This is a genomic window from Amycolatopsis sp. NPDC047767 (assembly GCF_040704195.1).
GTDB lineage: Bacteria > Actinomycetota > Actinomycetes > Mycobacteriales > Pseudonocardiaceae > Amycolatopsis.
Map to the genome: position 1 here is coordinate 58,881 of NZ_JBEYSJ010000036.1, position 21,257 is coordinate 80,137.

Annotated in this window: 21 protein-coding genes and 1 tRNA gene; 12 read left to right on the forward strand and 10 right to left on the reverse strand. The window is 71.2% G+C overall.

All coding sequences use genetic code 11. The annotated features are described in order from the left end of the window. Positions 1–187: 187 nt before the first annotated feature. From AB0878_RS40665 to AB0878_RS40675, 3 genes are all read left to right on the forward strand, one after another. Positions 188–261 (forward strand) — tRNA-Cys (locus tag AB0878_RS40665). A 35-nt stretch (positions 262–296) separates the two neighbouring features. After that, a complete protein-coding gene (locus AB0878_RS40670) occupies positions 297–752 on the forward strand; it encodes an HNH endonuclease (RefSeq protein WP_366586834.1) in 456 nt (151 codons plus the stop codon). 53 nt (positions 753–805) lie between these two features. Then, positions 806–2,260, forward strand: coding sequence for a helix-turn-helix domain-containing protein (locus AB0878_RS40675; RefSeq protein WP_366586837.1), 1,455 nt, complete (start codon positions 806–808; stop codon positions 2,258–2,260). Positions 2,261–2,854: 594 nt separating this feature from the next. Here the strand turns inward: AB0878_RS40675 and AB0878_RS40680 are convergent. The 4 genes from AB0878_RS40680 to AB0878_RS40695 form a co-directional block, all read right to left on the reverse strand. Beyond that, on the reverse strand, positions 2,855–3,808 hold the full coding sequence (locus AB0878_RS40680) for an alpha/beta hydrolase (RefSeq protein WP_366586839.1): 954 nt from the start codon (positions 3,806–3,808) through the stop codon (positions 2,855–2,857). 480 nt (positions 3,809–4,288) lie between these two features. After that, positions 4,289–5,221: a hypothetical protein gene (locus tag AB0878_RS40685; protein WP_366586841.1), complete on the reverse strand. Its 933-nt coding sequence runs from the start codon at positions 5,219–5,221 to the stop codon at positions 4,289–4,291. Continuing rightward, on the reverse strand, positions 5,218–6,351 hold the full coding sequence (locus AB0878_RS40690) for an aminotransferase class I/II-fold pyridoxal phosphate-dependent enzyme (protein ID WP_366586844.1): 1,134 nt from the start codon (positions 6,349–6,351) through the stop codon (positions 5,218–5,220). The genes AB0878_RS40685 and AB0878_RS40690 overlap by 4 nt, the downstream gene beginning before the upstream one ends. After that, complete coding sequence (locus AB0878_RS40695) at positions 6,335–6,964, reverse strand: PAS domain-containing protein (RefSeq protein WP_366586846.1); 630 nt, start codon at positions 6,962–6,964, stop codon at positions 6,335–6,337. Before AB0878_RS40695 ends, AB0878_RS40690 begins: the two co-directional genes overlap by 17 nt. A 118-nt stretch (positions 6,965–7,082) precedes the next feature. On the opposite strand from AB0878_RS40695, the gene AB0878_RS40700 reads away from it, so the two are divergent. Next, positions 7,083–8,138: an alkene reductase gene (locus tag AB0878_RS40700; protein WP_366586848.1), complete on the forward strand. Its 1,056-nt coding sequence runs from the start codon at positions 7,083–7,085 to the stop codon at positions 8,136–8,138. Here AB0878_RS40700 and AB0878_RS40705 read toward each other — a convergent pair. After that, a complete protein-coding gene (locus AB0878_RS40705; RefSeq protein WP_366586851.1) occupies positions 8,123–8,992 on the reverse strand; it encodes a TIGR03620 family F420-dependent LLM class oxidoreductase in 870 nt (289 codons plus the stop codon). The genes AB0878_RS40700 and AB0878_RS40705 overlap by 16 nt on opposite strands. After that, entirely contained in the window at positions 8,989–9,729 is a 741-nt protein-coding gene (locus AB0878_RS40710) for an SDR family oxidoreductase (protein ID WP_366586854.1), read from the reverse strand. Before AB0878_RS40710 ends, AB0878_RS40705 begins: the two co-directional genes overlap by 4 nt. Positions 9,730–9,849: 120 nt before the next feature. On the opposite strand from AB0878_RS40710, the gene AB0878_RS40715 reads away from it, so the two are divergent. The 4 genes from AB0878_RS40715 (at position 9,850) to AB0878_RS40730 (ending at position 13,223) form a co-directional block, all read left to right on the forward strand. After that, a complete protein-coding gene (locus AB0878_RS40715) occupies positions 9,850–10,338 on the forward strand; it encodes a MarR family winged helix-turn-helix transcriptional regulator (RefSeq protein WP_366586856.1) in 489 nt (162 codons plus the stop codon). Positions 10,339–10,475: 137 nt separating this feature from the next. Continuing rightward, positions 10,476–11,690 carry an alginate lyase family protein gene (locus AB0878_RS40720; RefSeq protein ID WP_366586858.1) on the forward strand — a complete coding sequence of 405 codons (1,215 nt, stop codon included), beginning with the start codon at positions 10,476–10,478 and terminating at the stop codon, positions 11,688–11,690. A gap of 95 nt (positions 11,691–11,785) precedes the next feature. Then, entirely contained in the window at positions 11,786–12,271 is a 486-nt protein-coding gene (locus AB0878_RS40725) for a hypothetical protein (RefSeq protein ID WP_366586861.1), read from the forward strand. 73 nt (positions 12,272–12,344) lie between these two features. Then, complete coding sequence (locus AB0878_RS40730; RefSeq protein WP_366586864.1) at positions 12,345–13,223, forward strand: SDR family oxidoreductase; 879 nt, start codon at positions 12,345–12,347, stop codon at positions 13,221–13,223. A gap of 4 nt (positions 13,224–13,227) precedes the next feature. On the opposite strand, the gene AB0878_RS40735 is transcribed toward AB0878_RS40730, so the two are convergent. Further along, the gene (locus tag AB0878_RS40735) at positions 13,228–13,689 is read right to left on the reverse strand and encodes a helix-turn-helix domain-containing protein (RefSeq protein ID WP_366586867.1); all 462 of its coding nucleotides are present in this window, start codon (positions 13,687–13,689) and stop codon (positions 13,228–13,230) included. A gap of 81 nt (positions 13,690–13,770) precedes the next feature. Here AB0878_RS40735 and AB0878_RS40740 point away from each other — a divergent pair, with 81 nt between their 5' ends. Both AB0878_RS40740 and AB0878_RS40745 read left to right on the forward strand, forming a co-directional pair. Then, positions 13,771–14,478: an SDR family oxidoreductase gene (locus AB0878_RS40740; protein WP_366586871.1), complete on the forward strand. Its 708-nt coding sequence runs from the start codon at positions 13,771–13,773 to the stop codon at positions 14,476–14,478. A 267-nt stretch (positions 14,479–14,745) separates the two neighbouring features. Next, entirely contained in the window at positions 14,746–15,783 is a 1,038-nt protein-coding gene (locus AB0878_RS40745; RefSeq protein ID WP_366586874.1) for a phenylacetaldoxime dehydratase family protein, read from the forward strand. A 48-nt stretch (positions 15,784–15,831) separates the two neighbouring features. On the opposite strand, the gene AB0878_RS40750 is transcribed toward AB0878_RS40745, so the two are convergent. Genes AB0878_RS40750 through AB0878_RS40760 form a run of 3 tightly spaced genes read right to left on the reverse strand, consistent with a single transcriptional unit; the run spans position 15,832 to position 18,791 of the window. Beyond that, positions 15,832–17,061 (reverse strand): amidohydrolase family protein, encoded by a 1,230-nt coding sequence (locus AB0878_RS40750; RefSeq protein ID WP_366586877.1) that lies wholly within the window; start codon positions 17,059–17,061, stop codon positions 15,832–15,834. A gap of 39 nt (positions 17,062–17,100) precedes the next feature. Further along, a complete protein-coding gene (locus AB0878_RS40755; RefSeq protein ID WP_366586879.1) occupies positions 17,101–17,862 on the reverse strand; it encodes an alpha/beta hydrolase in 762 nt (253 codons plus the stop codon). Positions 17,863–17,885: 23 nt separating this feature from the next. Then, positions 17,886–18,791 carry a fumarylacetoacetate hydrolase family protein gene (locus AB0878_RS40760; protein WP_366586881.1) on the reverse strand — a complete coding sequence of 302 codons (906 nt, stop codon included), beginning with the start codon at positions 18,789–18,791 and terminating at the stop codon, positions 17,886–17,888. A gap of 148 nt (positions 18,792–18,939) precedes the next feature. Between AB0878_RS40760 and AB0878_RS40765 the strand changes: the two genes are divergently transcribed. Continuing rightward, positions 18,940–19,602: an FCD domain-containing protein gene (locus AB0878_RS40765; protein WP_366586883.1), complete on the forward strand. Its 663-nt coding sequence runs from the start codon at positions 18,940–18,942 to the stop codon at positions 19,600–19,602. A gap of 87 nt (positions 19,603–19,689) precedes the next feature. Beyond that, entirely contained in the window at positions 19,690–21,207 is a 1,518-nt protein-coding gene (locus tag AB0878_RS40770; RefSeq protein WP_366586885.1) for a catalase, read from the forward strand. Positions 21,208–21,257 lie beyond the last annotated feature (50 nt).

Here is a 21,257-nt window from a genome sequence, read left to right on the forward strand (position 1 = left end):
TGCTTCGGCATCGCGGGCGATGCCCGGCGCCTGCCTTACGCTGCCGAGACACCAGGCTCCACGCCGTGACGCACCCAGATGTGCGTCGCAGCAGGGAGCCGCCCGTCGGGAGACCGATCAGGGCGGCTTTTTCGTTCTCCGTGACTATTTCGTGACATTTCCGGCCTCGATTTCCGATCCCCTTTCCGACCACGTGCCCGAACGGCCAGGGAACCGCCTGCAAAGCGGGTCAAACCGGTTCGACTCCGGTCGCGGTCTCCACCCGAGCGAAAACCGAAAAGGAGGTGCCCGTCGCCATGGGTGTCCTGGTCCTCAACGCCGGCTACGAGCCCCTGCACACCGTCTCCGTCCCCCACGCGATCCGCATGCTCGTGCGCCACGTCGCGGTCGTCCACGAGAGCGACGGCGCCGACCTGGGCATCTTCCCGCGCCCGAAGGTCGTGCGGCTGCTGCGCTACGTGGTGATGAAGTGGCGATATTCCGGCCCGCCCCGGTGGTCGCGCCGCGGCGTGCTCCAGCGCGACAGCTACACGTGCGCGTACTGCGGCCGCCACGCCACCACGGTCGACCACATCGTCCCGACGTCGCGCGGCGGTGAGCGCACCAGCTGGCTCAACACCGTCGCCGCGTGCGGCGGCACCGCGCGCAGCTGCAACGCCCGCAAGGCCGACCGGACCCTCGCCGAGACCGGCCTGACGCTGCGGATCACCCCGCACGTGCCCACGTGGGACCAGCTGCACCTGCTGCGCTGACCGTCCACATGCGACACCTGTGCGCGACGGCCGGGCGGCGCTAGGCTGGCTCCATGAAGGGGCTGCTCCTGCGCCTCTCGGCCGTCGACTCCGACGCCGAGGCCGCGGTACGGGTGATCGCGTACTTCGACGAGCTCGTCAGCCACCGCGCCACAACCGCCGACCTGGTCCGCGCCACGGCCGCCCTGGCCGAATGCGTCGCCGGCCTCCAACGCGGCGGCGAACCGGCGCTGCGCTTCCGTCCCGACGGAAGCCGTGCGGCTGGTCCGGGGCCGGGTGGGGTCGCGACTCTGTCTGGCAGGCTTGCGCGCGAGGGCGGGACTTCGGCCGAACCTCTGGGTGGGGAATCCGACCTCGGCGACGCGCGTGATGGCACCCGCGCGACCGGCACAGCGCCTCGTGCAACGGCCGGCCCCGGTGAAGTCACGTCCGATGGCGCGGTCCTGGCAGATCCACCTCCGGTGACGACCGGCTACGGGTCCGACGACGACGCCCCCACCCCGGCGAGAAGCCTCGGCGGGATGGGGGCGTCCCACGCCAAGGCAACCAACCACGGGGATGCGCGCGACGACAACACCCGCACCGAAACTCGAACCTCGGCGAGCGGCCTGGCCCTGGCAGCACCCCGCGTCGTGGCGACTGATCTCGGAGGTGAGGCGGCGGGCCGGGTGTGGCTCGAGCGGGACGGGGAGCCGGGGCCGCTCGACGATCTTGTGCTGGAGCGGTTCGCCATCGCCGCGCGGGTGCTGGGGCCGGCGCCGCAGGGTGCGCCGCCGCATCTGGCGGATCCGGCGTTGGTGGAGCTGGTGCTGGGCGAGCGGGCGGCGGCGGAGGACCGGTCGCGGGCGCTCGTGCTGCTGGGGCTGGACGTCGGGCGGCCGTTGCGAGTGGTCGCCGTCGGGACGGAGGACGGGCGCGACCCGGGCGCGGCGGCGGTCGCGCTGGTTGCCCGTGGAGGCACGGCGCTGGGGGCGCGCGTCGCGGTGGTCGGGGAGGTCGCGGCGGTGTTGGTGCAGCCGCGGGAGGGGCCGGGCACGGTGGTGAGGTTGTTGGAAAACGCACTTTCTCTGCGCGCTCGCGAACGTGGGTCGTCCGGAAATGTGCGGGTGGGCGTGGGCGACGCCGCCTCCGGGCTCGACGCGCGGCGGTCCTGGCTGCAGGCGCGGCTGGCCGAGCGTTTCGCCGTGCCCGCGACGGAGCCGCTCGTGGTCCACGAGAACCTCGGGTCGCTCACCCTGCTGGCCGAGATCCCCGCCGACCACCTGCGCGCCCAGCCCGACGTCCGCGCCCTCGACGCCCTCGCGCCCCCGGACCTCGAGGCGCTCGAAGCCTTCTGCCGCACCGGTTCCCTGCGCCAGGCGGCCGTCGCGCTGCACCGCCACCACAGCTCGGTCGCCACCCGCCTCGCCCACGTGGAGGACGCCCTCGGCTGGCCACTGGACGACCCCGCGAGCCGCTTCCGCACCCGCCTCGCCCTGCTGGCCCGCCGACTGGCCCACCGCACCTGACCGGCCACGCTGGCTCACCCGCTTGCGCAGCGATTGGCCCACCGCACCTGACCCGGCCCGCCGTCCCGCCCTTTCGGCACCCCGCAGCCGACCACCTTGCACTGCCGGCAAGCCGCCTCGCGCACCGCACCAGACCCGCCACGTCGGCCGCCCTTCTGGCACACCACAACCGACTGGCTGCGGCCAACTCGCCCTGCGGGCACGCCGTCTCACGCACCACACCTGACCCGCAGTGACCGCTGGGCCCACTGGCACGGCGATTGGCACACCACACCTGAACCTCCGCGGCCGATCGGCGTCCCGGCACACCGCCTCGCCCACTGCACCAGACCCGCCGCAGGCACCTCGCCTCGCCGGCACACGGCGCCTGGTCCGCCGCAGCTGGCTCGCCGTGCTGGCACGGCGCCGCATCCGCCGCAGCCGATCGGCCGCGGGCTCACTCCTCTTCCGCGGCGATTGGCCCACCGCACTTGACCCCGGCCCCGTGCTGGCCCACCGCACCTGACCGGCCGAGACCGGCGCCCGAAACCAAGCCGTGCAACGAAAACGCGGCGCCCAGGTCATCACCCGGGCGCCGCGTCATCGGTACAGTCGTCAGGTCAGTTCCACGCCCAGCGCCCGCGCCAGGACGGCGCGGGATTCGGCGGCCTCGCGGCGGGTGATGGTCGCGTGGCGGACCAGGGCGGAGCCGTGGAAGGTGCCGGGGAACAGGTGCAGTTCGGTGGTCACGCCGGCGGCCAGCAGGGCTTGCGCGTAGGCGATGCCCTCGTCGCGCAGGGGGTCGAACTCCATGACGGAGATGTACGCCGGCGGCAGGCCCGCCAGGTCGGTCGCGCGGGAGGGGGCGGCGTAGACGGGCACGCCGTCGGTGCCGCGGACGCCCGGGCCGAGGTAGCAGTCCCAGCTGAGTTCGGCGTTGGGGAGGTTCCACAGTGGAGTGTCGTCGAAGCGGCGCATGCTGGGCGTCTGCAGGCGGTCGTCGACCTCCGGGACGCCGAGGAACTGGAACGCGATGGCCGGCCCGCCGCGGTCGCGCGCCAGCAGGGCGAGCGCGGCGCACAGGCCGCCGCCCGCGCTGACGCCGTGGATGACCACGCGCTCGGGGTCGATGCCGAGCTCGTCCGCGTGCTTGACCGACCACACGAGTGCTGCGTAGCAGTCCTCGAGGCCCGCCGGGTACGGCGCCTCGGGCGCGAGCCGGTAGTCCACCGAGACCACGACCACCCCGAGGTCCCGCGCGAGCTCGACCACGCCCGCGTGATCGGTGTCGACGTCGCCGACGATGAAGCCGCCGCCGTGGACGTTGAACAACAGCGCGGGCGAAGCGATGTTGTCCGGTGTGTAAATCCGAACAGCCACATCAGGCGCACCCTCGGGGCCGGGCACGGTGGTGTCGCGCACGGTCACGCCGGTCTCGTCGACGTCGCCGACCAGCTCGGCCGTCATCTCCTTCATCTTTTCCCGCGCCGACACCAGGTCCCGCAGATCGCCGGTGTCGGGGATCATCGGGAGAGCGGCGGCGATCTCGGGATCGAACGCGTAGTCCATACGGGCCTCCAGGAGTGCGGGTGCCGTCCATCCTCCCGGTTCTCACCCGCCTCCTTCATCCGCCAACCGTCGCCGACCCACAGCGCCGAGCCCGCCACACGGCGGAGGGCAGCCGAGGCGCCGGGAAACGGCCGCGCCCACGCCTGTGAAATCGGCGATCTCCAGCCCGAGCGAACCGCGCCCCGTCGCGCAAGACCGGCCCAACCGGGCGTCCGCGTAGCTGCCCGGCGGCGCCGGAACGCTGCTGCGACCACGCCCGTGAGGTCGGCGATCTCCAGCCCGAGCAAACCCGCACCCCCGCGCAAGACCAGCCCGACCGCAACATCCGCGCCGCCGACCAGCGGGGCCGGGCCCGCCACGCGGCGGAGGTCAGCCCACGTGACGGAACACCGCTGCGCCCGCACCCCGTCGCGCAAGACCAGCCCGACCAGAACGTCCACGCCGCCGACCAGCGGGGCCGGGCCCGCCACGCGGCGGAGGTCAGCCCAGGTGCCGGAACACCGCCGTCGCCACTGCGGCGTCCGCCGCGCCGACGCCGGTGAGGTCGGCGATGGTCAGGCCGGTGCGGTCTGGCACCCCGTCGCGCAGGATGAGGCCGGCGGGGACGTCCGCGTCGGCGGCGGCGGTGCCGGCGCGGACGGCGGTGCCGAAGTCGCCGTGGGCGAGGCATTGTGCGTGGTCGTCGGTGGCGATGGTGGTGGCGTGGGTGAACAGGCCGGGCGGGAGTTCAGCCTTGCCGGGCAGGTCGGTGCCGATGCCGGTCACGTGGGCGGCGGTGAACGCCTCCGCCGGAGCCACCGGGGTGGTCGACGCCGTCGCGGTGATCACGCACGGTGTGGCCGCGGCTTCCTCCGCCGTCGCGGGCACGGCGGTCAGGCCGGCTTCGCCCAGCTCGGCGCACAGCTTGCGGACGGCCTCGGGACGCCGGCCGCACACCCGCACGCGGGTCAGCGGACGCAGATCCGCGAGCCACTCGACCTGCAGCCGCGCCTGCAGGCCCGTGCCGAAGACGGCCACCTCGTCGACGTCCGGCGGGGTCAGCGCGTGGGTGATCAACGCGCCGGCGGCGGCCGTGCGCCACGCCGTGAGCCAGCCCTCGTCCGCGAGGATCGCGGCGGGCACGCCGGTCGACGCGTCGAACACGAGCATGAGGCCGCTGTTGGTCGGCAGGCCGCGCTCGGCGTTGCGGTAGAAGCCCGACGCCACCTTCACCCCGAAGTGCGACGCGCCGTCGAGATAACCGGCCTTCACGTGGCAGTCACCCTCGGCCTCGGGGAACCACATCGCGATCGGGGCGGGCATCTGCGCGCGGCCCTCGGCGTGCGCGATCAACGCGCCGCGCACGGCGTCGAACACCAGCCCCCGCGTCGCCACGGCCTCGATCTCGGGCAGCCCCACCACGTCCGGCGTCATCGTCGCTCCTCCAGGAACTCCGCCCACGCGGCCAGCCCTTCGTCCGGACCACGACGGCCCACGCCGACGCGGAACCGGTCGTCCGGCGTCGCCGTGAGGTCGGATCGGTAGATGCTCGCCGGCAGCAGCAGCACTCCGCGCTGCTCGACGAGCTCGGTGCACATCGCCTCGACACCGTCGGCGCCGAGGTACCGCGGAAAGCACACGCAGCCACCCTGCGGAGGTGCCCAATCGAACAGATCTTGGTAATTTTCGAAAAACGCATCGAACTTCGGCACGTTCTCCGCGATCACCGCTCGGTTGCGCGCCAGGATCGCGTCCCGCGCGCGCAGCCCGATCAACGCGAGCACCTCGCTCGGCGCGGAGTTGCAGATCGACGTGTAGTGCTTGGCCCGTTCGAGCCGCCGCAGGATTTCCGGGTCACGGCAGGCGATCCAGCCCACGCGCAGGCCCGGCAGCCCGTAGGCCTTGGACATCACGTTGAGCGAAAGCGCCGACGCGGACAGGTCGGCGGCCTGCGGCAGCGTCGCCGCCGGGTCGGACTCCAGCCCGCGGTAGACCTCGTCGCTGAACAGCAGCACGCCGCGTTCCTCGCACAGCCGCACGAGCCGCGTCCAGGTCGCAAGGTCGGGCACGGCGCCGGTCGGGTTGTTCGGGAAGTTCACCGACACCAGGCGCGTGGTGGGCCGCAGCTGCCGCTCGATCTCGTCGACGTCCAGCGCCCAGCCGTCCTCGGGCCGCAGCGCGACACCGGACACCTCGCCGATCGAGAGCGGGATCGTCTCGGCCGCCTGGTAGTTCGGCGTGATCACCACGCTGTGGTCGCCCGGTTCGAGCAACGTCCGCATGGCCAGGTAGAGACCTTCTTCGGCGCCGGCGAAGCACAGCACGTGCTCGGGTCCGACACCCGCGTAGGTCGCCGCGATCTCCTCGCGCAGCGCGGGCAGGCCGTAGGTCTCGGTGTAGCCCAGCGCGAGGGTCTCCCAGCGTTCACGGCCGTCGTCGTCCGCCAGCGCCAACAGTTCCGCGACGGTCATCGTCTGCGCGTCGGACGCCGTGAGGTGGTGGCGGGCGGTGAACTCCCAGCGGGAGAAGTACGTCTCCAGGCGGAAGTCAGGAAGCGTCGGCATCGGGCTCCTTGCGCATCTCGGCGAGCAGTTGGTAGGTGGCCGAACGGGAGATGCGCAACGCGCGGGCGACCACGGGCACGGATCGGCGTTGCGCGAACACGCCGGCGCCGTCCAGACGTGCGAGAAGCACCAAACGCTGTTCGCGAGTCAACATCTCGGCCGGGGTCGCGTGATCGCGAACGAACTCGCCCACCACGTCGTTGAGCGTCTCGGTCCAGTCGCGCTCGAACAACGCCTGGGGCTGACCGGTCACCGGAGCCGCGAACCCGGACAACAGCTGCGCGGCCTGGTCGAACGCGGTGCGGTCGACGTTCACGCACAACACCACCTCGGCGTTGCCGTGTTCGTCTCTCACCACGGCGCTCACACTCGACAGCCGCCGCCCGTCGGGCAGCGACTTCGGGTACGGGCCGTAGACGTCCTTCCCGGCTGGGCGCAGGCCGTCGAGCTCGCCCAGCAACGACGGATCCCCGGGTTCCCGACCCGAGAACGCGTTCCAGATGCCGAGCACACAGTCCGTGCGCGGGTCGTGCAGCACCACCTCCGCGTGCGGCGAAAGCAGGCGCACGATCGCCTCGCACACCGGCGCCCAGCGCGCCGTCCTCCCATCCATGGCCCTGGACACTACATCCAGCGTGGACGAAGAGTCCAGCCGCCCACTGTACCGAACCGTACACTTCGTTCTGTACGATCCAGTACAGACAGTCAGGCAGCCGAAGGAAGGAACACGCGTGCCCGGTCTCTGGAGTCCCGTCGACGTCGGCCGCATGCGTTTGCACCACCGGCTGGCACTGTCGCCGATGATGCGCAACCGCGCCCTGCCCGACGGATCGCCCACCCCGCTCGACGCCGAGTACTTCGCGCAACGAGCGTCACTCGGCCTGCTGATCACCGGCGGCACACAGCCCTCGGCCGACGGCCAGGGGTTCCTGCTCAGCCACGGCTGCCACACCGACGCGCACATCGCCGGCTGGCAGCTGGTCACCAAGGCGGTGCACGACGCGGGCGGGCACCTGTTCGTCCAGCTCATGCACGCCGGCCGCGTCGCACACCCCGACAACACGCCGCACGGCGGGACTCCGGTCGCACCCTCGGCCATCGCCGCGGGCGTCGGCATCCACACCCCCAGCGGCAACCAGCAGGTCCCGCCACCGCGCGAGCTGTCCACGGACGAGGTCCGCGCGACCGTCGACGACTTCCGCCGCGCGGCCGTCGCCGCGATCGAGGCCGGCGCCGACGGCGTGGAAGTCCACGGCGCCAACGGTTTCCTCGTGCACCAGTTCCTCTCCGCCAACGCCAACCACCGCGCCGACGCCTACGGTGGATCCATCGCCGGCCGCACGAGGTTCGCCCTGGAGGTGACCGAGGCCGTCGCCGCGGAGATCGGCGCCGACCGCACGGCCGTCCGCCTCTCCCCCGGCCTGGGCGGCTTCGGCATCGACGAGGGCGAGACCGGGCCGGCGACCTACACCCACCTGGTCCGCGCCCTCGCCCGCCTCGACCTCGCCTTCCTCCACGTCACGCACCACGGCGACGACGCGCTCCTGGCCGAACTGCGCACCGCGTTCCCCGGCCCGCTGCTGCTGACCCGCCCGGGCGCCACCGTCGAAGAACGCGCGGCCGACGTCGAAAGCGGCCTCGCCGACCTCGTCACCCTCGGCCGCCTGGCGCTGGCCAACCCCGACGTCGTCACGCGCCTGCGGACCGGCGCCGCCCTCACCGCCCCCGACCCCGCCACCTTCTACGGCGGCGGCGCCGAGGGCTACACGGACTACCCGACGCTCTGAACCAGCCCGGCGAGCTCCCGCCACTGCGGCAACGCCAACCCGTCGACGCCCACCACGTGCAGGGCCACGTGGTCCGCGCCCGCCTGGAGGTGTTCCGCCACACGCTTTCCGATCGCGTCGACCTCGCCCCACGCCAGGACGCTGTCCACGAGCCGGTCGCTGCCGCCGTCGGCGAGGTCGGCCTCGGTGAACCCCTGCGCCAGCAGGCTCTTGCGGTAGGCCGGCGCGCCGAAGAACCCGGCGAGGAATCCCCGCCCGGCCGCCCGGGCCTTCGCCGGGTCCCGCTCCAGCGCCACGGCCTGGTACGGCGCGAGCAGCGGCCCGGTACCCAGCAGTTCGCGTGCCGTCGCCGAGTAGTCCGGGGTGACGAGGAACGGATGCGTCCCGCCGGCCCGACGCCGCGCCAGGCCGATCATCTTCGGCCCCATCGCCGCGAGGATCAGCCGGCTCGCCGCGACCGGCTCCGGCTCGGCGTCGAGCTCGTCGAGGTAGGCGGCCATGTCGTGCAGCGGGCGGTAGTCGTGGCCGTGCTCGGCGGCGGTGCCCGGATCGCTCACGCCGAGACCGAGCAGCACCCGGTCGCCGTACGCGCCGCTGAGCCGCGCGTGGCCCGCGGCCAGCTCCTTCGCCGGGTGGCGCCAGATGCTCGACACCGCCGGCGAGACCGTGAGCCCACGGGTGGCTTCGAGCAGCCGCTCGAGGTCTCCCACCATGTCGCCGCCGCCCAAGCCGGGGATCCAGAGCGCGCCGAAGCCCAGCTCGTCGAGCTCGGCCGCGGCGTCGGCGATCTCGCCCGGCGCGGCCGTGCGCAGCTCGACGCTCCAGACGCCGACCCTGCCGATGTCGAGGGTCATACCTGGTTCGCCCCGCCGTCGGCGAAGAGCTCGGTACCGGTGACGAAGCTGCTTCCGTCGGTCGCCAGGAACAGCGCCACCGAAGCGATCTCCTCCGGCCGGCCCATCCGTCCCAAAGGGACGGTCGATGCCAGCGCGGACCCGAGCTGCACGGCCGCGTCACCACCGCCCACGAGCCCCGAGATCCCCGGCGTGTCGACCGGGCCCGGGCTGATCGAGTTGACGCGGATGCCGCGCCCGCTCAGCTCCTGCGCCCACGTGCGCGCGAACGAGCGCACGGCCGCCTTCGACGCGCCGTACACACCGAAAGCCTCGTTGCCCTTGGTGCCCGCGGTGGAAGCGGTCAGGATCACCGAAGCGCCGTCCACCAACAGAGGAAGCGCTTTCTGGACTGTGAACAGCGTGCCCTTCACGTTGGTGCCGAAGATGTCGTCGAAGTGCTTCTCGGTGACCTGCTCCAGCGTGGCGAACTCGCCGCCGCCCGCGTTGGCGAACAGCACGTCGATCGGCCCGCCGACGGTTTCGTACAGCCGGTCGAGGTCGGCCAGGTCGGAGCTGTCCACCTGGATCCCGGTCACGTCGCCGCCGATCTCGGCAACGGCGGCGTCGAGCACGTCCTTGCGCCGCCCGGTCACGAAGACGCGCGCGCCCTCGGCGGCGAACAGCCGGGCCGTCGCCAGCCCGATCCCGCTCGTGCCACCCGTGACGACGGCGGTCTTCCCCTGTAGTGCGTTCATCGCTGTGTTTCCCGTCCGTGTACTCACCCGGCCCAGGCGTGGTCGTTCCGCTCGGCCGGTCTCCGCGGGACAATGGGGCCCCTTCGCTCCACCGCCGACCACTACGACAGATTACGGGACATGTCACCTAAAAGCAAAGACAGCCCCTGGCTCGACGCACGGCAGCAGCGCGCCTGGCTCGCCTACATCCGCGTCCAGCTGCGGCTGAGCTACGAGATCAACCGGCAGCTGCAGACCGACAGCGAGCTGTCCATGCCGGACTACGACGTGCTCACCGCGCTCGCGAACGCCCCCGGCGAGCGGATGCAGATGACCGCGCTGGCCAACCAGATCGGCTGGGAACGCAGCCGCACCGGCCACCACGTGCGCCGCATGGCGACGCGGGGACTCGTCGACGCGCGCACGTCGAGCACCGACCGGCGCGCGACCGAGGTCACCTTGACCGCACAGGGCCGGGAGCTCGTGGAGAAGGCGGCGCCGGGCCACGTCGAGCTGGTGCGCAACCTCTTCTTCGACGGCCTCCCCGCCGAGCTGCTCACCCCGCTGACCGAGGCGATGGAGAACATCTACGCCAACATCCTGGAGCGCGGCACGCTGCCCCCACCGTGAGACTGCCGCTGCCGCAAGGAAAAGCCGTCCCTGCCAGTGGCACACGGGTTTTCCCGTCCGGTGGACCAGACCAACCGGCGTGAAGTAAATTCGGTTTTCACGCACGGTCCGCCAGCCTGCGCCCTGTTCTCAAAGTCGTGGACGAAGGGCAGCTCATGCACCGGAAGTTCGTTCGTTGCCTGGCGGCCGCGGCCGCCACCGCCGTGGTGATCGCCACCGGCCCGGCCGCCTCCGCCCAGCCGGCCACACCCGCGGCCCCGACCGCGCCGGCCACCTTCACACACCCCGGCGTGCTGGTGAGCCGGGCCCAGCTGGACACCATGCGCCAGCGCGTGCAGGCCGGCACGCAACCGCAGAAACAAGCATATGACTCGATGATGGGCTCGAAGTACGCGTCGCTGTCCTACACGCCGCACCCGCGGGCCGTGGTCGACTGCGGGCCCAGCTCGATGCCCAACAACGGCTGCACCGACGAGCGGGAAGACGCGATCGCGGCGTACACGCAGTCCCTGGCCTGGTACGTGACCCGCGACGTGCGGTACGCCGACAAGGCCATCCAGATCATGGACGCGTGGTCGGCGACCATCAAGGACCACACCAGCGACAACGCGCACCTGCAGACCGCGTGGTCGGCCTCGACGTGGCCGCGCGCGGCGGAGATCATCAAGTACGCCTACGGGACCTGGCCGAACTCCGGGCGATTCGCCACGATGCTGCGCAACGTGTACTACAACGAGATCCAGGGCAGCGACGGGCGCACCGGCAACTGGGAGCTCAGCATCGCCGAGGCGATCGTCGGCATCGGCGTGTTCCTCGAGGACAAGACGATCTACGACCGCGGCATGTCGATTTACCGCAACCGCGTGCCGGCGTTCATCTACCTCAGCTCCGACGGCGCCCTGCCCAAGACCGTGCCCGGCAGCGGCCTGAACACCCGTGACCAGATCGTCGGCTACTGGCAGGGCCAGTCCACCTTCGTCGACGGCCTCACCCAGGAAACCTGCCGCGACTTCGTCCACACCGGCTACGGCATCGCCGCGATCGCCGAGGTGGCCGAGACGTCCCGCATCCAGGGCCAGGATCTCTACGGCACCGACATCGGCGAGCGGCTGCGCCAGGCGCTGGGCTTCCAGACCAAGTACGAGCTCACCGCTCCCCCGTCGTGGCTGTGCGGCGGCACCGTCAAGCGCGGTCTCGGCCCCGTGACCGAGGTCGGGTACAACGCGCTGCACAACCGCCTCGGCATCGCCATGACCAACACCCAGGCCTACACGACGAGCCACCGCCCCCAGGGCAGCAACAACCTGTTCGTCTCGTGGGAGACCCTGACCCACGGCGACAACCCCGCCTGACCGGGCCCGGTTCCGGGGCCGCCTCGCCGGGCGCGGCGGCCCCGGAATCCGCGAAACTTCCGGCCGCCGGCCCGGCGAGGTGCTACCAAGAGCGCATGAGAAAAGCGCTCGCCTGCACGTTCTTGCTGCTCGCGGCGGGCTGCTCGATGCCGCCGCAACCACCTCCGCCGCCGCCCGAGCCGATCGTCACGCCGCCTTCCGTCTCGACGGTCCCGGCGGAGCCCACCACGACGACGTCGGCTGCACTGGCCGCGAAAGACGGGTCCGACCTCGCCGCGTGCCGCGACGGCTCGTGTGACGTCCTCATCCACGGTTCGGTGACCGTGCCGCTGGACGCGCGGTTCGGCACGCGCCGGCTGACGCTCACGTTGTCGCCGCCGGACCGGCTGGACTTCGCCGTCGACCGCACCGAGCTGCCCGACATCAAGGGCCACTTCCGCGGCGAGGGGTACGTGAGCCTGGCCAACCGGATCACCGTCACCGCGCTGGACGTCGACCCCACCGGGGCCGTGATCCGCGTGTCGCCGTCGAGTGAATCGTCGCAGGACAAGGTCTGGGGAGACGACTCGAGCTTCGACTGAGCGGCATATGTAGTCGTTGACTAGATTGTTGTCGGTGACTACATTGGCGGACGTCTACCGAAAGGACTCCGTCGTGCCTGCTCCCACCCAGACCTGGTTCGTCACCGGCGCCGGCTCCGGCTTCGGGCTCGAGGTCACCGCCCAGCTGCTGGCCGGCGGCCACCGCGTCGCCGGCACGAGCCGCGAACTGAGCCCGGCCTTGAAAGAGCTCGCCGGGCAGCACGGCGATCGGCTGTGGACCGCGGAGCTCGACGTCACCGACTCTCGGGTCGTCCACGCGGTCGTCGAGCAGGCCTTCACCGAGCTCGGCCGCATCGACGTCGTGTTCTCCAGCGCGGGCTTCGGTGCGCTCGGCGCCGCCGAGGAGCTGTCGGACGAGCTGCTGAACCGGCAGCTCGCCGTGAACCTGCTCGGGCCCATCCACCTCACGCGCGCGGTCACGCCGCGGCTGCGCGCGCAGGGCGGCGGGCGGATCATTCAGATGTCCAGCTCCGGCGGTCACGTGCCCGACCCGGGCATGAGCGTGTACAACGCGTCGAAGTTCGGCATCGAGGGGTTCTTCGAGTCGGCGGCGGTGGAGCTGGCGGCGTTCGGGATCTCGGTGACGCTGATCGCCCCGGGCGGCACGCGCACGGCGTTCAACGCGAACATCGCGCAGGCCGAACCGCTGCCCGCCTACGCGGACGGCGCGCTCGGCCAGGTGCGCGGCGCGCTCGCGGGCGGGATGGACGAGACCACGCTGCGCCACGCCGTCGCGGGCGATCCGGCGAAGATCGCGCGCGCGATCATCACCTCCGCGAGCACCACACCCGCGCCCCGGCGGCTGGTCTTCGGCGCTGCGGCCTACGAGGCCATCACCACAGCGTGGCGGCAACGCCTCGAAACGCTCACCGCCCAGCGCGACCTGGCGCTGAGCACCGACGCCGACGACGTGCTCGCCGACCGCACCTGACGCGTCAGTCTTCGAGAGCCCCCGGTCCGTTGCGGTAAGCGACCTTCGCCGAGTTGACGACGTGGCCGTCTTCGTCGACGAAAGCCAGGTGCACAGGCCGGTCGTCGGTGGTGTCGACGTAGACCGTCGCCGGGCCGTGGCCGGTCGGGAGGTACTCGTCACCCCACTCCGACAGCGCGGCCAGCACCGGCAGCAGGTCCTCGCCGACGGTCGTGAGCACGTACTCGACGCGGGCCCGCTGCCCCGGCTCCTGATACGGCCGCCGGGCCAGGATTCCAGCCTCGACCAGGGATTCCAGCCGCGACGCGAGCAGATCCGTCGGCACGCCGATCTTCTGGAACTCGGCGAAGCGGGTCCGCCCGCGGAACGCCTCGCGGACGATCAGCAGGCTCCACTTCTGCCCGAGCACCTCCAGGCTGCGCGCGATCGAGCAGCGGCTGTTGGTCGGGATCGCCATGGCCTTCATGACCCCATCGTACGTCACACTTGGCATTTCGGAGTCAGCTTGCTAGCTTGGAATTACCAAGCAAGAGATCCGGAGGAAGTCATGACACGTCTGCAGGATGCGGTTGTCCTGGTCACCGGGGCCAACGGCGGGCTCGGCATCGAGTTCGTCAACCAGGCGCTGGAGCGCGGGGCCCGGCGCGTGTACGCCACCGCGCGCACCCCGCGCCAGTGGGACGACGAGCGAGTGGTGCCGCTCGCCCTCGACGTCACCGACGAGGCCTCGGTCGCCGCCACGGCCGCGGCCGCCTCGGACACCACGGTGGTGGTGAACAACGCGGGTGTCAGCGGGCGGCAGAGCCTGCTCACCGTGCCGCTGGCCGAGGTGCGCGCGGTGTACGAGACGAACGTCTTCGGTGCACTGGCCGTCGCGCAGGCGTTCGCGCCCGTGCTGGCGGCCAACGGCGGCGGCGCGCTGGTCGACATCCACTCGGCGCTGAGCTGGCTGGCCAAGCCGGGCGCGTACTCGTCGAGCAAGGCGGCGCTGTGGCAGATCACCAACTCGCTGCGGCTCGACCTCGCCGGCCAGAAGACCCACGTGCTCGGCGCGCACCTCGGCTACACCGACACGCCGATGACCAAGGCGCTGACGGTCGAGAAGGAAGACCCGCGCGACATCGTGGCGGCGATCTACGACGGCCTGGAAGCGGGCGCGCTCGAGGTGCTGGCGGACCAGACGTCGCGGGACATCAAGGAGAACCTGTCCGGTCCGGTGGAGGCGCTGTACCCGGAGCTGACCGCGACGGTGTGAGCCGGCGGGTGTGCGTCCTGTTCGAATCCGCACACTGGTTCCCACACCCAGGGCCACGCTCCGAGTCCACTGTGGAGCGGGTGATGTTCTAGATGTTCGAGGTGTTCGCAATCGGACGTTCGGAATCGCACGTGCGCTGTGCAACAACTCCCGGTGCGCTGTGAAGCAAGTCACAGGCGGCCTCCGTGCCTACGTTCGGTCGGCAACAACCGGCACCACGTTCTCCGGAGGCCACCATGACCCACCACGAAACGGCGGGGTGACGCCGTGGAATCCTCGATCGCCGAGCACTTGCGGGTCGACCGGGTCCACCCGCGCCGCAAGCCGGACAGCTTCCACCCGCCGTACCCGTCGTTCTCCGCGCGCTTCGACCCGGCCGTCGACCAGGTGGTGATGGCGTACCTCGGTGTGCAGTACCGAACACCGGAGCCACCGCCGGTGGTGGTCGCCGCACTCGCGGCGCTCGATTCCGCACATTCGGGCGAGCACGCGCCCGATCACCACGACCGGGCGCGATTCGTGGACGAGGCCGGCTACGCGACCGTGCTCACCACGTTCTACTGGACCGAACCCGCCGAGTACGACGGCTGGGCCAAGGCCCGCGAAGCGTGGACCGGCCCGCAGCACCGGTCCCCCGACGCCGGGTTCTTCAGCGAGGTCGTGCGCCCCACCGTGCGGCGGTTCGAGACGTTGTTCTCCAGCGACCGCACCGAAGGCGTGTCCGTGGCCGCCGAGAAGCTCAGCGGCGAGATCCACGAACACGGCTACTGGGGCGGCGCCCGCGACCGGCTGCCGGTCGCCCAGACCGACCGGCTCGAACCCGGCGCCCGGCCGGCCGCGGCGACCGATCCGGAGACCGGCGTCGTCACCGTGCGGCCGCAGGGCAACCTGTGCCTCATCCGCTCCGGGCAGGAGTGGACCGACACCGAGGGCGACGAACGCGGGATGTACCTCGGCGACGTGGAACCCGTGCTGCGCGCGGGGATGGAGTTCCTGCGCGACGACGGGCTCGGCATCGGCTGCTACGCCAACCGGTACGTGCGCGTCACCGACGAAACCGGTGCCGAAACGGACAAGAGTTACGGGATGAGCTGGTGGCACAGCCTCGCCGAGCTCGAGGCATGGGCCGAATCGCACCCGACCCACGTCGCGATCTTCCGCGCCGCGACGAAGTACCTGTCCACGATGGGACCGGCGGCACGGCTGCGGCTCTACCACGAGGTCACCGTGACCGACGCCGACGAGCAGGAGTTCCGCTACCTCGGCTGCCACGACCGCACCGGCTTGCTTCGCGCCCTCCGGTGAGCGCTCCCGGTGCGCCGCCCCCGGCGGGGCGGCACACCGCGGAAGGCGTCAGGCCGGGTCTTTGTGGAACCGGCCGTCCTTCATGATGGCGTGGAGCTTTTCCTTGTCCTGCAACACGGTGATGTCGGCGAGCGGGTCGCCGTCCACGAGCAGCAGGTCGGCGAGGTAGCCGGGCTGGACCTTGCCGAGCTCGTCGCCGCGCAGCATGATCTCGCCGCCCTGCGCGGTGGCGGCGATGATGGTCTCCATGGGCGTGAACTCGAAGCGCTCGACGAAGTGCTGCAGGTCGCGCGCGTAGGTGCCATGCGGCGTCCAGGCGAAGCCGTAGTCACCGCCGGGCAGCACGCGGATGCCGCGCCGGTGCATCTCGATCATCGCCGCCGTCGCCTTCTCCAGCTCGCGCTTGTAGCCGACGGCTTCGGCCGCCTCCTGCGGGAACCCGAAGTCGGCGGCTTCGTACAGCGTCGCGACGAGCCAGTTGACGCCCGGCGCCACGAACACCCAGTCCTTGGCCTGCTCCAGCAGATCCATGCCCTCCGGGTCGGTGAAGCTGGCGTGGTAGACGATGTCGACGCCGTGGCGCACGCACATCTTCACGCTCTCGGCGCTGCGCGCGTGGGCGCACACCCGCTTGCCCCGCCGGTGCGCTTCGGTGACGGCCATCGCCACCTCCTCGTCGGACATGTAGGTGTCCTCGGCGCGCTGCGTGCCGGTGATCTCCTCGCCGGTCATCGACAGCTTGATCTGGTCGACCCCGATCTCGATGAGGCGCCGCACGGCTTTGCGCATCTCGTCGGGCCCGTCGGCGAACCAGGTGATGCCCTTCACGAGCTCACCGCCCGTCACGGCGATCTCGGGTCCGTTGGCGAGGTAGCGCGGGCCGGGGATCCGCCCGGCGTTGATCGCGTCGCGGCACACGACGTCGAGCCGGTCCTTCGCCGACGCGGCGCCCAGGCACATCGTGTAGCCGGAGTCCAGATAGGACTTGGCCGACTCCACGGCGAACAGCAGGTGCTCCTCCACCGGCAGGGCGGCCAGGCCGTCGAGGTCGGCGCTGTTGTTCCAGGTGAAGTGGGTGTGGGCGTCGCACAGCCCCGACATGAGCGTGCGGCCGCGGCCCTCGATCACCCGCGAGCCCTCGGCCGCGGCCGTTTCCACGGTGCCGACGGCGGTGATGCGGTCGTGGTCCACGAGCACGTCGCCCCGGTAGGGCAGCGCGCCCGTGGAGTCCAGAATGGACACGTCGCGGAACAGGGTTTTGTCGGCGGTGAGCGGCACGGTGGTTCCTCCTCGTCGTTGAGGCGCGAAACGGTGTGGTTACAGGAACTTCAGCAGCATCGAGGTGACGTCGGTGGCGGCTTCCAGCGCGGTCCAGTGCCCGACGTCCGGCAGCACCTCCACGTTCGCACTGCCGTGGGCGGCGGCGAGCGCCTCGCTCACGGCGGGCGGGCCGACCTTGTCGTCGGCGCCGGTGATCAGCAGCAGCGGCAACGCGGGGTCGACGGGCCCGGGGTCGATCGCGGCCGCGAGCGCTTCGCAGTTGCGGGCGTAGCCCTCGGCGTCCTGGCGCATCACGAGCTCCCGCACGAACGCCGCCACCTCGGGCTTGTCGCGGCGGGTGGCTTCCGACAACGCGTTGGCGACGACGCCCGGGGCCACCGCTGCGGTGCCTTCCGCGCGCAGCAGGGCCGCGCGGTCGTGCTGGGCCTTGCGGCCGGCCTCGGGCGGCTCCGCGACGGCGCCGAGCAGCGCCAGCGCGGTCACCTTGTCCCGGTGACGGGCCGCGAAGCTGCGGGCGACGAGCGTGCCCATCGAGTGCCCGACCACGGCCGCGGACGCGACGCCGACCTGGTCGAGCACGGCGGCCAGGTCGTCGGCGTGCGACTCGATGCCGATGCCCTCGCGCAGGCCGGAGCGCCCGGCGCCCGCGGAGTCGACGCGGATCACCTGGTGGCTCGAGGCCAGCGCGCCGGCCTGGACCTGGTAGAAGTTGCCGGTGCCGCCGAGGCCGTGCACGAGCAGCACGGCGGGGCCGCTGCCCTCGACCTCGACCGCGAGGTCCGTTCCGTTGATCTTCATGCGGGCTCCTTTCGGTACGGGATTCAGGCGACAGGGTTGGGGGCGACCCGGTTGCGCAGCACGCCGAGACCGGTGATGGTCACCTCGACGACGTCGCCGCCGGCCAGGAACTTCGGCGGGTCGAAGCCGATGCCGACGCCGGCGGGCGTGCCGGTGGCGATGACGTCGCCGGGCAGCAGCGTGATGCCGGCCGAGAGGGTGGCGATCAGCTCGGGGATGTCGAAGATGAGGTCCTTGACCCGGGCGTGCTGGCGGCGTTCGCCGTTGACGGTGGTTTCGACCTCCAGCGCGGTCACGTCGGGGATCTCGTCGGCGGTCACCGCGTACGGGCCCATCGGGCAGTGCGTGTCGAGCGACTTGCCGAGCAGCCACTGGCGGTGGTCGCGCTGCAGGTCGCGGGCGGTGACGTCGTCGAGGATCGTGTAGCCCCAGACGTGCTCCGCCGCGGCCTCGCGGGTGATGCCGCGGCCGCCGCGGCCGATGATCACGGCGAGCTCGCCCTCGTAGTCGAGCTCGGAGGTGAGGCCGGTGTGCGGGTCGATGTCGTCGTCAGGGCCGATCACGGCCGTGGTGGCCTTGGAGAACAGGATCGGCCGCGTCGGCAGGTCCTCCGAGCGGTCCGGGCTGTCGTAGCCGCTGCGGCCGAACTCCGCGGCGTGCTCGCGGTAGTTCTTGCCGACGCAGAAGATGTTGCGCCGAGGCGTGGGGAACGGCGCGCGGAGCCGCACGTCGGCGAGGGGTACCGGCGTGCGGTCCGCGGCCTGGTCGGTGAGGATGGTCCCGACCTCGCCCCAGCGTTCGACGGCGCCGAGGAGCGTTCCGCCCGGCGCGAGATCGGTGACGTCCTGGACCTCGCCTTCGCCGGTCACGACCCCGACGCGGTCGGCGTCGCCGGTGGAGTTCCGGGCGGAGAAGGTCACCAGCTTCATGTGAGACCAATCTGAACCAATGTGAACCAATGTGGACGTGATCGACCGTACGCGGTTCGGTACCTGTTGTCGATATGCAGGACTTGTTCTGGTCCCGACTGGGTTTATTGGTCTCGATTGGTCGCAAGTCGTCCGGTAGAGTGCGCCCATGACCACGGTGGAACACGCCCTGCGCGCGCTGCTCGACGAAGGCGCGGCCGACGGCAGCCTCGGCCCGGGCGCCAAGCTGCCCACGGAGCGCGACCTCGTGCAGCGGCTTTCCGCGCCGCGCAGTGCCGTGCGGCGCGCACTCGACTCGCTGGAGCGCGACGGGCTGGTGATCCGGCACGTCGGGCGCGGCACGTTCCTCACCGACATCGCGGCGCAGCACGTCGAGCCCGCGCCCGCCGACACGAGCCCGGCCGAGATCATGCAGGTGCGCCAGCTACTGGAACCGCAGGTCGCGACGCTGGCCGCGCGGGTGGCCACGCAGGCGGACCTCGACCGGATCGGGACCGCGCTCGGCGCGGGTGCGGCGGCCGGGGACTTCGAGGGCTTCGAGCGCGCGGACGCCGGGCTGCACCGCGCGATCGCCGTCGCCGCCCACAACGGGTTGCTGATGAACATGTTCGACGTGATGAACACCGCGCGCTCACTGCCGGTGTGGGGCAGCCTCAAGCGGCGTACGTCCACACCGGAGCTGCGGTCGTGTTACCACGACGAACACACGTTGATCGTCGAAGCGCTGCGGGACCGGGATCCGGTGAGCGCCGGCGAACACATGCGGCGTCATCTCCAGCACGTGGCCGACACGCTGCTGGGGCGCGACTGAGTTTTACCGGACCGAATTCCCACGTGTGAGTCCGTGTTCGCCGGGTATCCGCCTCGTGTTCGAATCCCACCACGAGGAGATGGCGAAATGACGCAGACGGAACGGACAACCACCGACGCCGGTATCCCGGTGGAAAGCGACGAACATTCGCTCACCTTGGGTCCGGGCGGACCGATCCTGCTGCAGGACCACTATCTCATCGAGCAGATGGCGCAGTTCAACCGCGAACGCGTGCCCGAGCGCCAGCCGCACGCGAAGGGCAGCGGCGCGTTCGGCCGGTTCGAGGTGACGGCCGACGTCAGCGCGTACACGAAGGCCGCGGTGTTCCAGCCGGGCACGAAAACGGAGATGGTGGCGCGGTTCTCGACGGTCGCCGGCGAACGCGGCAGCCCCGACACGTGGCGCGATCCGCGCGGGTTCGCACTGAAGTTCTACACGAGCGAAGGCGTGTACGACATGGTCGGCAACAACACGCCGGTGTTCTTCGTGAAGGACCCGTTGAAATTCCAGCACTTCATCCGTTCGCAGAAACGCCGGGCGGACAACAACCTGCGCGACCACGACATGCAGTGGGACTTCTGGACGCTGTCCCCTGAGTCCGCGCACCAGGTCACTTGGCTGATGGGAGACCGTGGTGTTCCGCGAACATGGCGGCACATGAACGGTTACAGTTCGCACACCTATCTGTGGGTGAACGCACAAGGCGAACGGTTCTGGGTGAAGTACCACTTCAAAACCGATCAGGGCGTGGAGTTCTTCACGCAGGACGAGGCCGACCAGATGGCGTCGGCGGACACCGACTACCACACGCGTGACCTGTTCGAGGCCATCGCGCGCGGCGACCACCCGAGCTGGACGCTGTCCGTGCAGGTGATGCCGTTCGACGACGCCGCGGACTACCGGTTCAACCCGTTCGACCTCACCAAGGTGTGGCCGCACGGCGACTACCCGCTGATCGAGGTCGGCCGCATGACACTCGACCGCAACCCCACCGACCACCACGCCGAGATCGAACAGGCGGCGTTCGAGCCCAGCAACCTCGTGCCCGGCATCGGGCCGAGCCCGGACCGGATGCTGCTGGGCCGGCTGTTCGCCTACGCCGACGCGCACCGCTACCGCATCGGGCCGAACTACAAGCAGCTGCCGGTGAACGCGTCGACCTCGCCGGTGCACAGCTACAGCAAGGACGGCGCGATGCGCTACACCAAGGTGTCCGACCCGGTGTACGCGCCGAACTCGAAGGGCGGCCCGAGCGCCGACGTCGAGCGCTACGGCACCCCGGCCGGCTGGCACGCCGACGGCGAGATCACGCGCTCGGCCTACGTCGACCACTCCGAGGACGACGACTGGGGCCAGGCGGGCACGATGGTGCGCGAGGTCCTCGACGACGCGGCGCGGGAACGTTTGGTTTCCAACATCGTCGGTCACTTGCTGAACGGGGTGAGTGAGCCGGTGCTGCAGCGGGCGTTCGACTATTGGCACAACGTGGACAAGGACCTCGGCGACCGCATCGAGTCCGGCGTGCGCGCGAAGGCCGACGAGAAGGACCCGAAGGCGGCGGAGCAGGGCAACCCGGCGCGCCGGACCATGCAGCGGAAGGCGTGAGTCCGTCCACTTCGGACTCGTGAGGTTCACGGGGCCCGGCGGAAAATCGG

Excerpts from the sequence above, each read along its gene's own strand:
- AB0878_RS40670 (WP_366586834.1), top strand. The coding sequence starts at position 297 with ATGGGTGTCCTGGTCCTCAACGCCGGCTACGAGCCCCTGCACACCGTC.
- AB0878_RS40675 (WP_366586837.1), top strand. The coding sequence starts at position 806 with ATGAAGGGGCTGCTCCTGCGCCTCTCGGCCGTCGACTCCGACGCCGAG.
- AB0878_RS40680 (WP_366586839.1), bottom strand. The coding sequence starts at position 3,808 with ATGGACTACGCGTTCGATCCCGAGATCGCCGCCGCTCTCCCGATGATC.
- AB0878_RS40685 (WP_366586841.1), bottom strand. The coding sequence starts at position 5,221 with ATGACGCCGGACGTGGTGGGGCTGCCCGAGATCGAGGCCGTGGCGACG.
- AB0878_RS40690 (WP_366586844.1), bottom strand. The coding sequence starts at position 6,351 with ATGCCGACGCTTCCTGACTTCCGCCTGGAGACGTACTTCTCCCGCTGG.
- AB0878_RS40695 (WP_366586846.1), bottom strand. The coding sequence starts at position 6,964 with ATGGATGGGAGGACGGCGCGCTGGGCGCCGGTGTGCGAGGCGATCGTG.
- AB0878_RS40705 (WP_366586851.1), bottom strand. The coding sequence starts at position 8,992 with ATGACCCTCGACATCGGCAGGGTCGGCGTCTGGAGCGTCGAGCTGCGC.
- AB0878_RS40710 (WP_366586854.1), bottom strand. The coding sequence starts at position 9,729 with ATGAACGCACTACAGGGGAAGACCGCCGTCGTCACGGGTGGCACGAGC.
- AB0878_RS40715 (WP_366586856.1), top strand. The coding sequence starts at position 9,850 with ATGTCACCTAAAAGCAAAGACAGCCCCTGGCTCGACGCACGGCAGCAG.
- AB0878_RS40725 (WP_366586861.1), top strand. The coding sequence starts at position 11,786 with ATGAGAAAAGCGCTCGCCTGCACGTTCTTGCTGCTCGCGGCGGGCTGC.
- AB0878_RS40735 (WP_366586867.1), bottom strand. The coding sequence starts at position 13,689 with ATGAAGGCCATGGCGATCCCGACCAACAGCCGCTGCTCGATCGCGCGC.
- AB0878_RS40740 (WP_366586871.1), top strand. The coding sequence starts at position 13,771 with ATGACACGTCTGCAGGATGCGGTTGTCCTGGTCACCGGGGCCAACGGC.
- AB0878_RS40755 (WP_366586879.1), bottom strand. The coding sequence starts at position 17,862 with ATGAAGATCAACGGAACGGACCTCGCGGTCGAGGTCGAGGGCAGCGGC.
- AB0878_RS40760 (WP_366586881.1), bottom strand. The coding sequence starts at position 18,791 with ATGAAGCTGGTGACCTTCTCCGCCCGGAACTCCACCGGCGACGCCGAC.
- AB0878_RS40765 (WP_366586883.1), top strand. The coding sequence starts at position 18,940 with ATGACCACGGTGGAACACGCCCTGCGCGCGCTGCTCGACGAAGGCGCG.
- AB0878_RS40770 (WP_366586885.1), top strand. The coding sequence starts at position 19,690 with ATGACGCAGACGGAACGGACAACCACCGACGCCGGTATCCCGGTGGAA.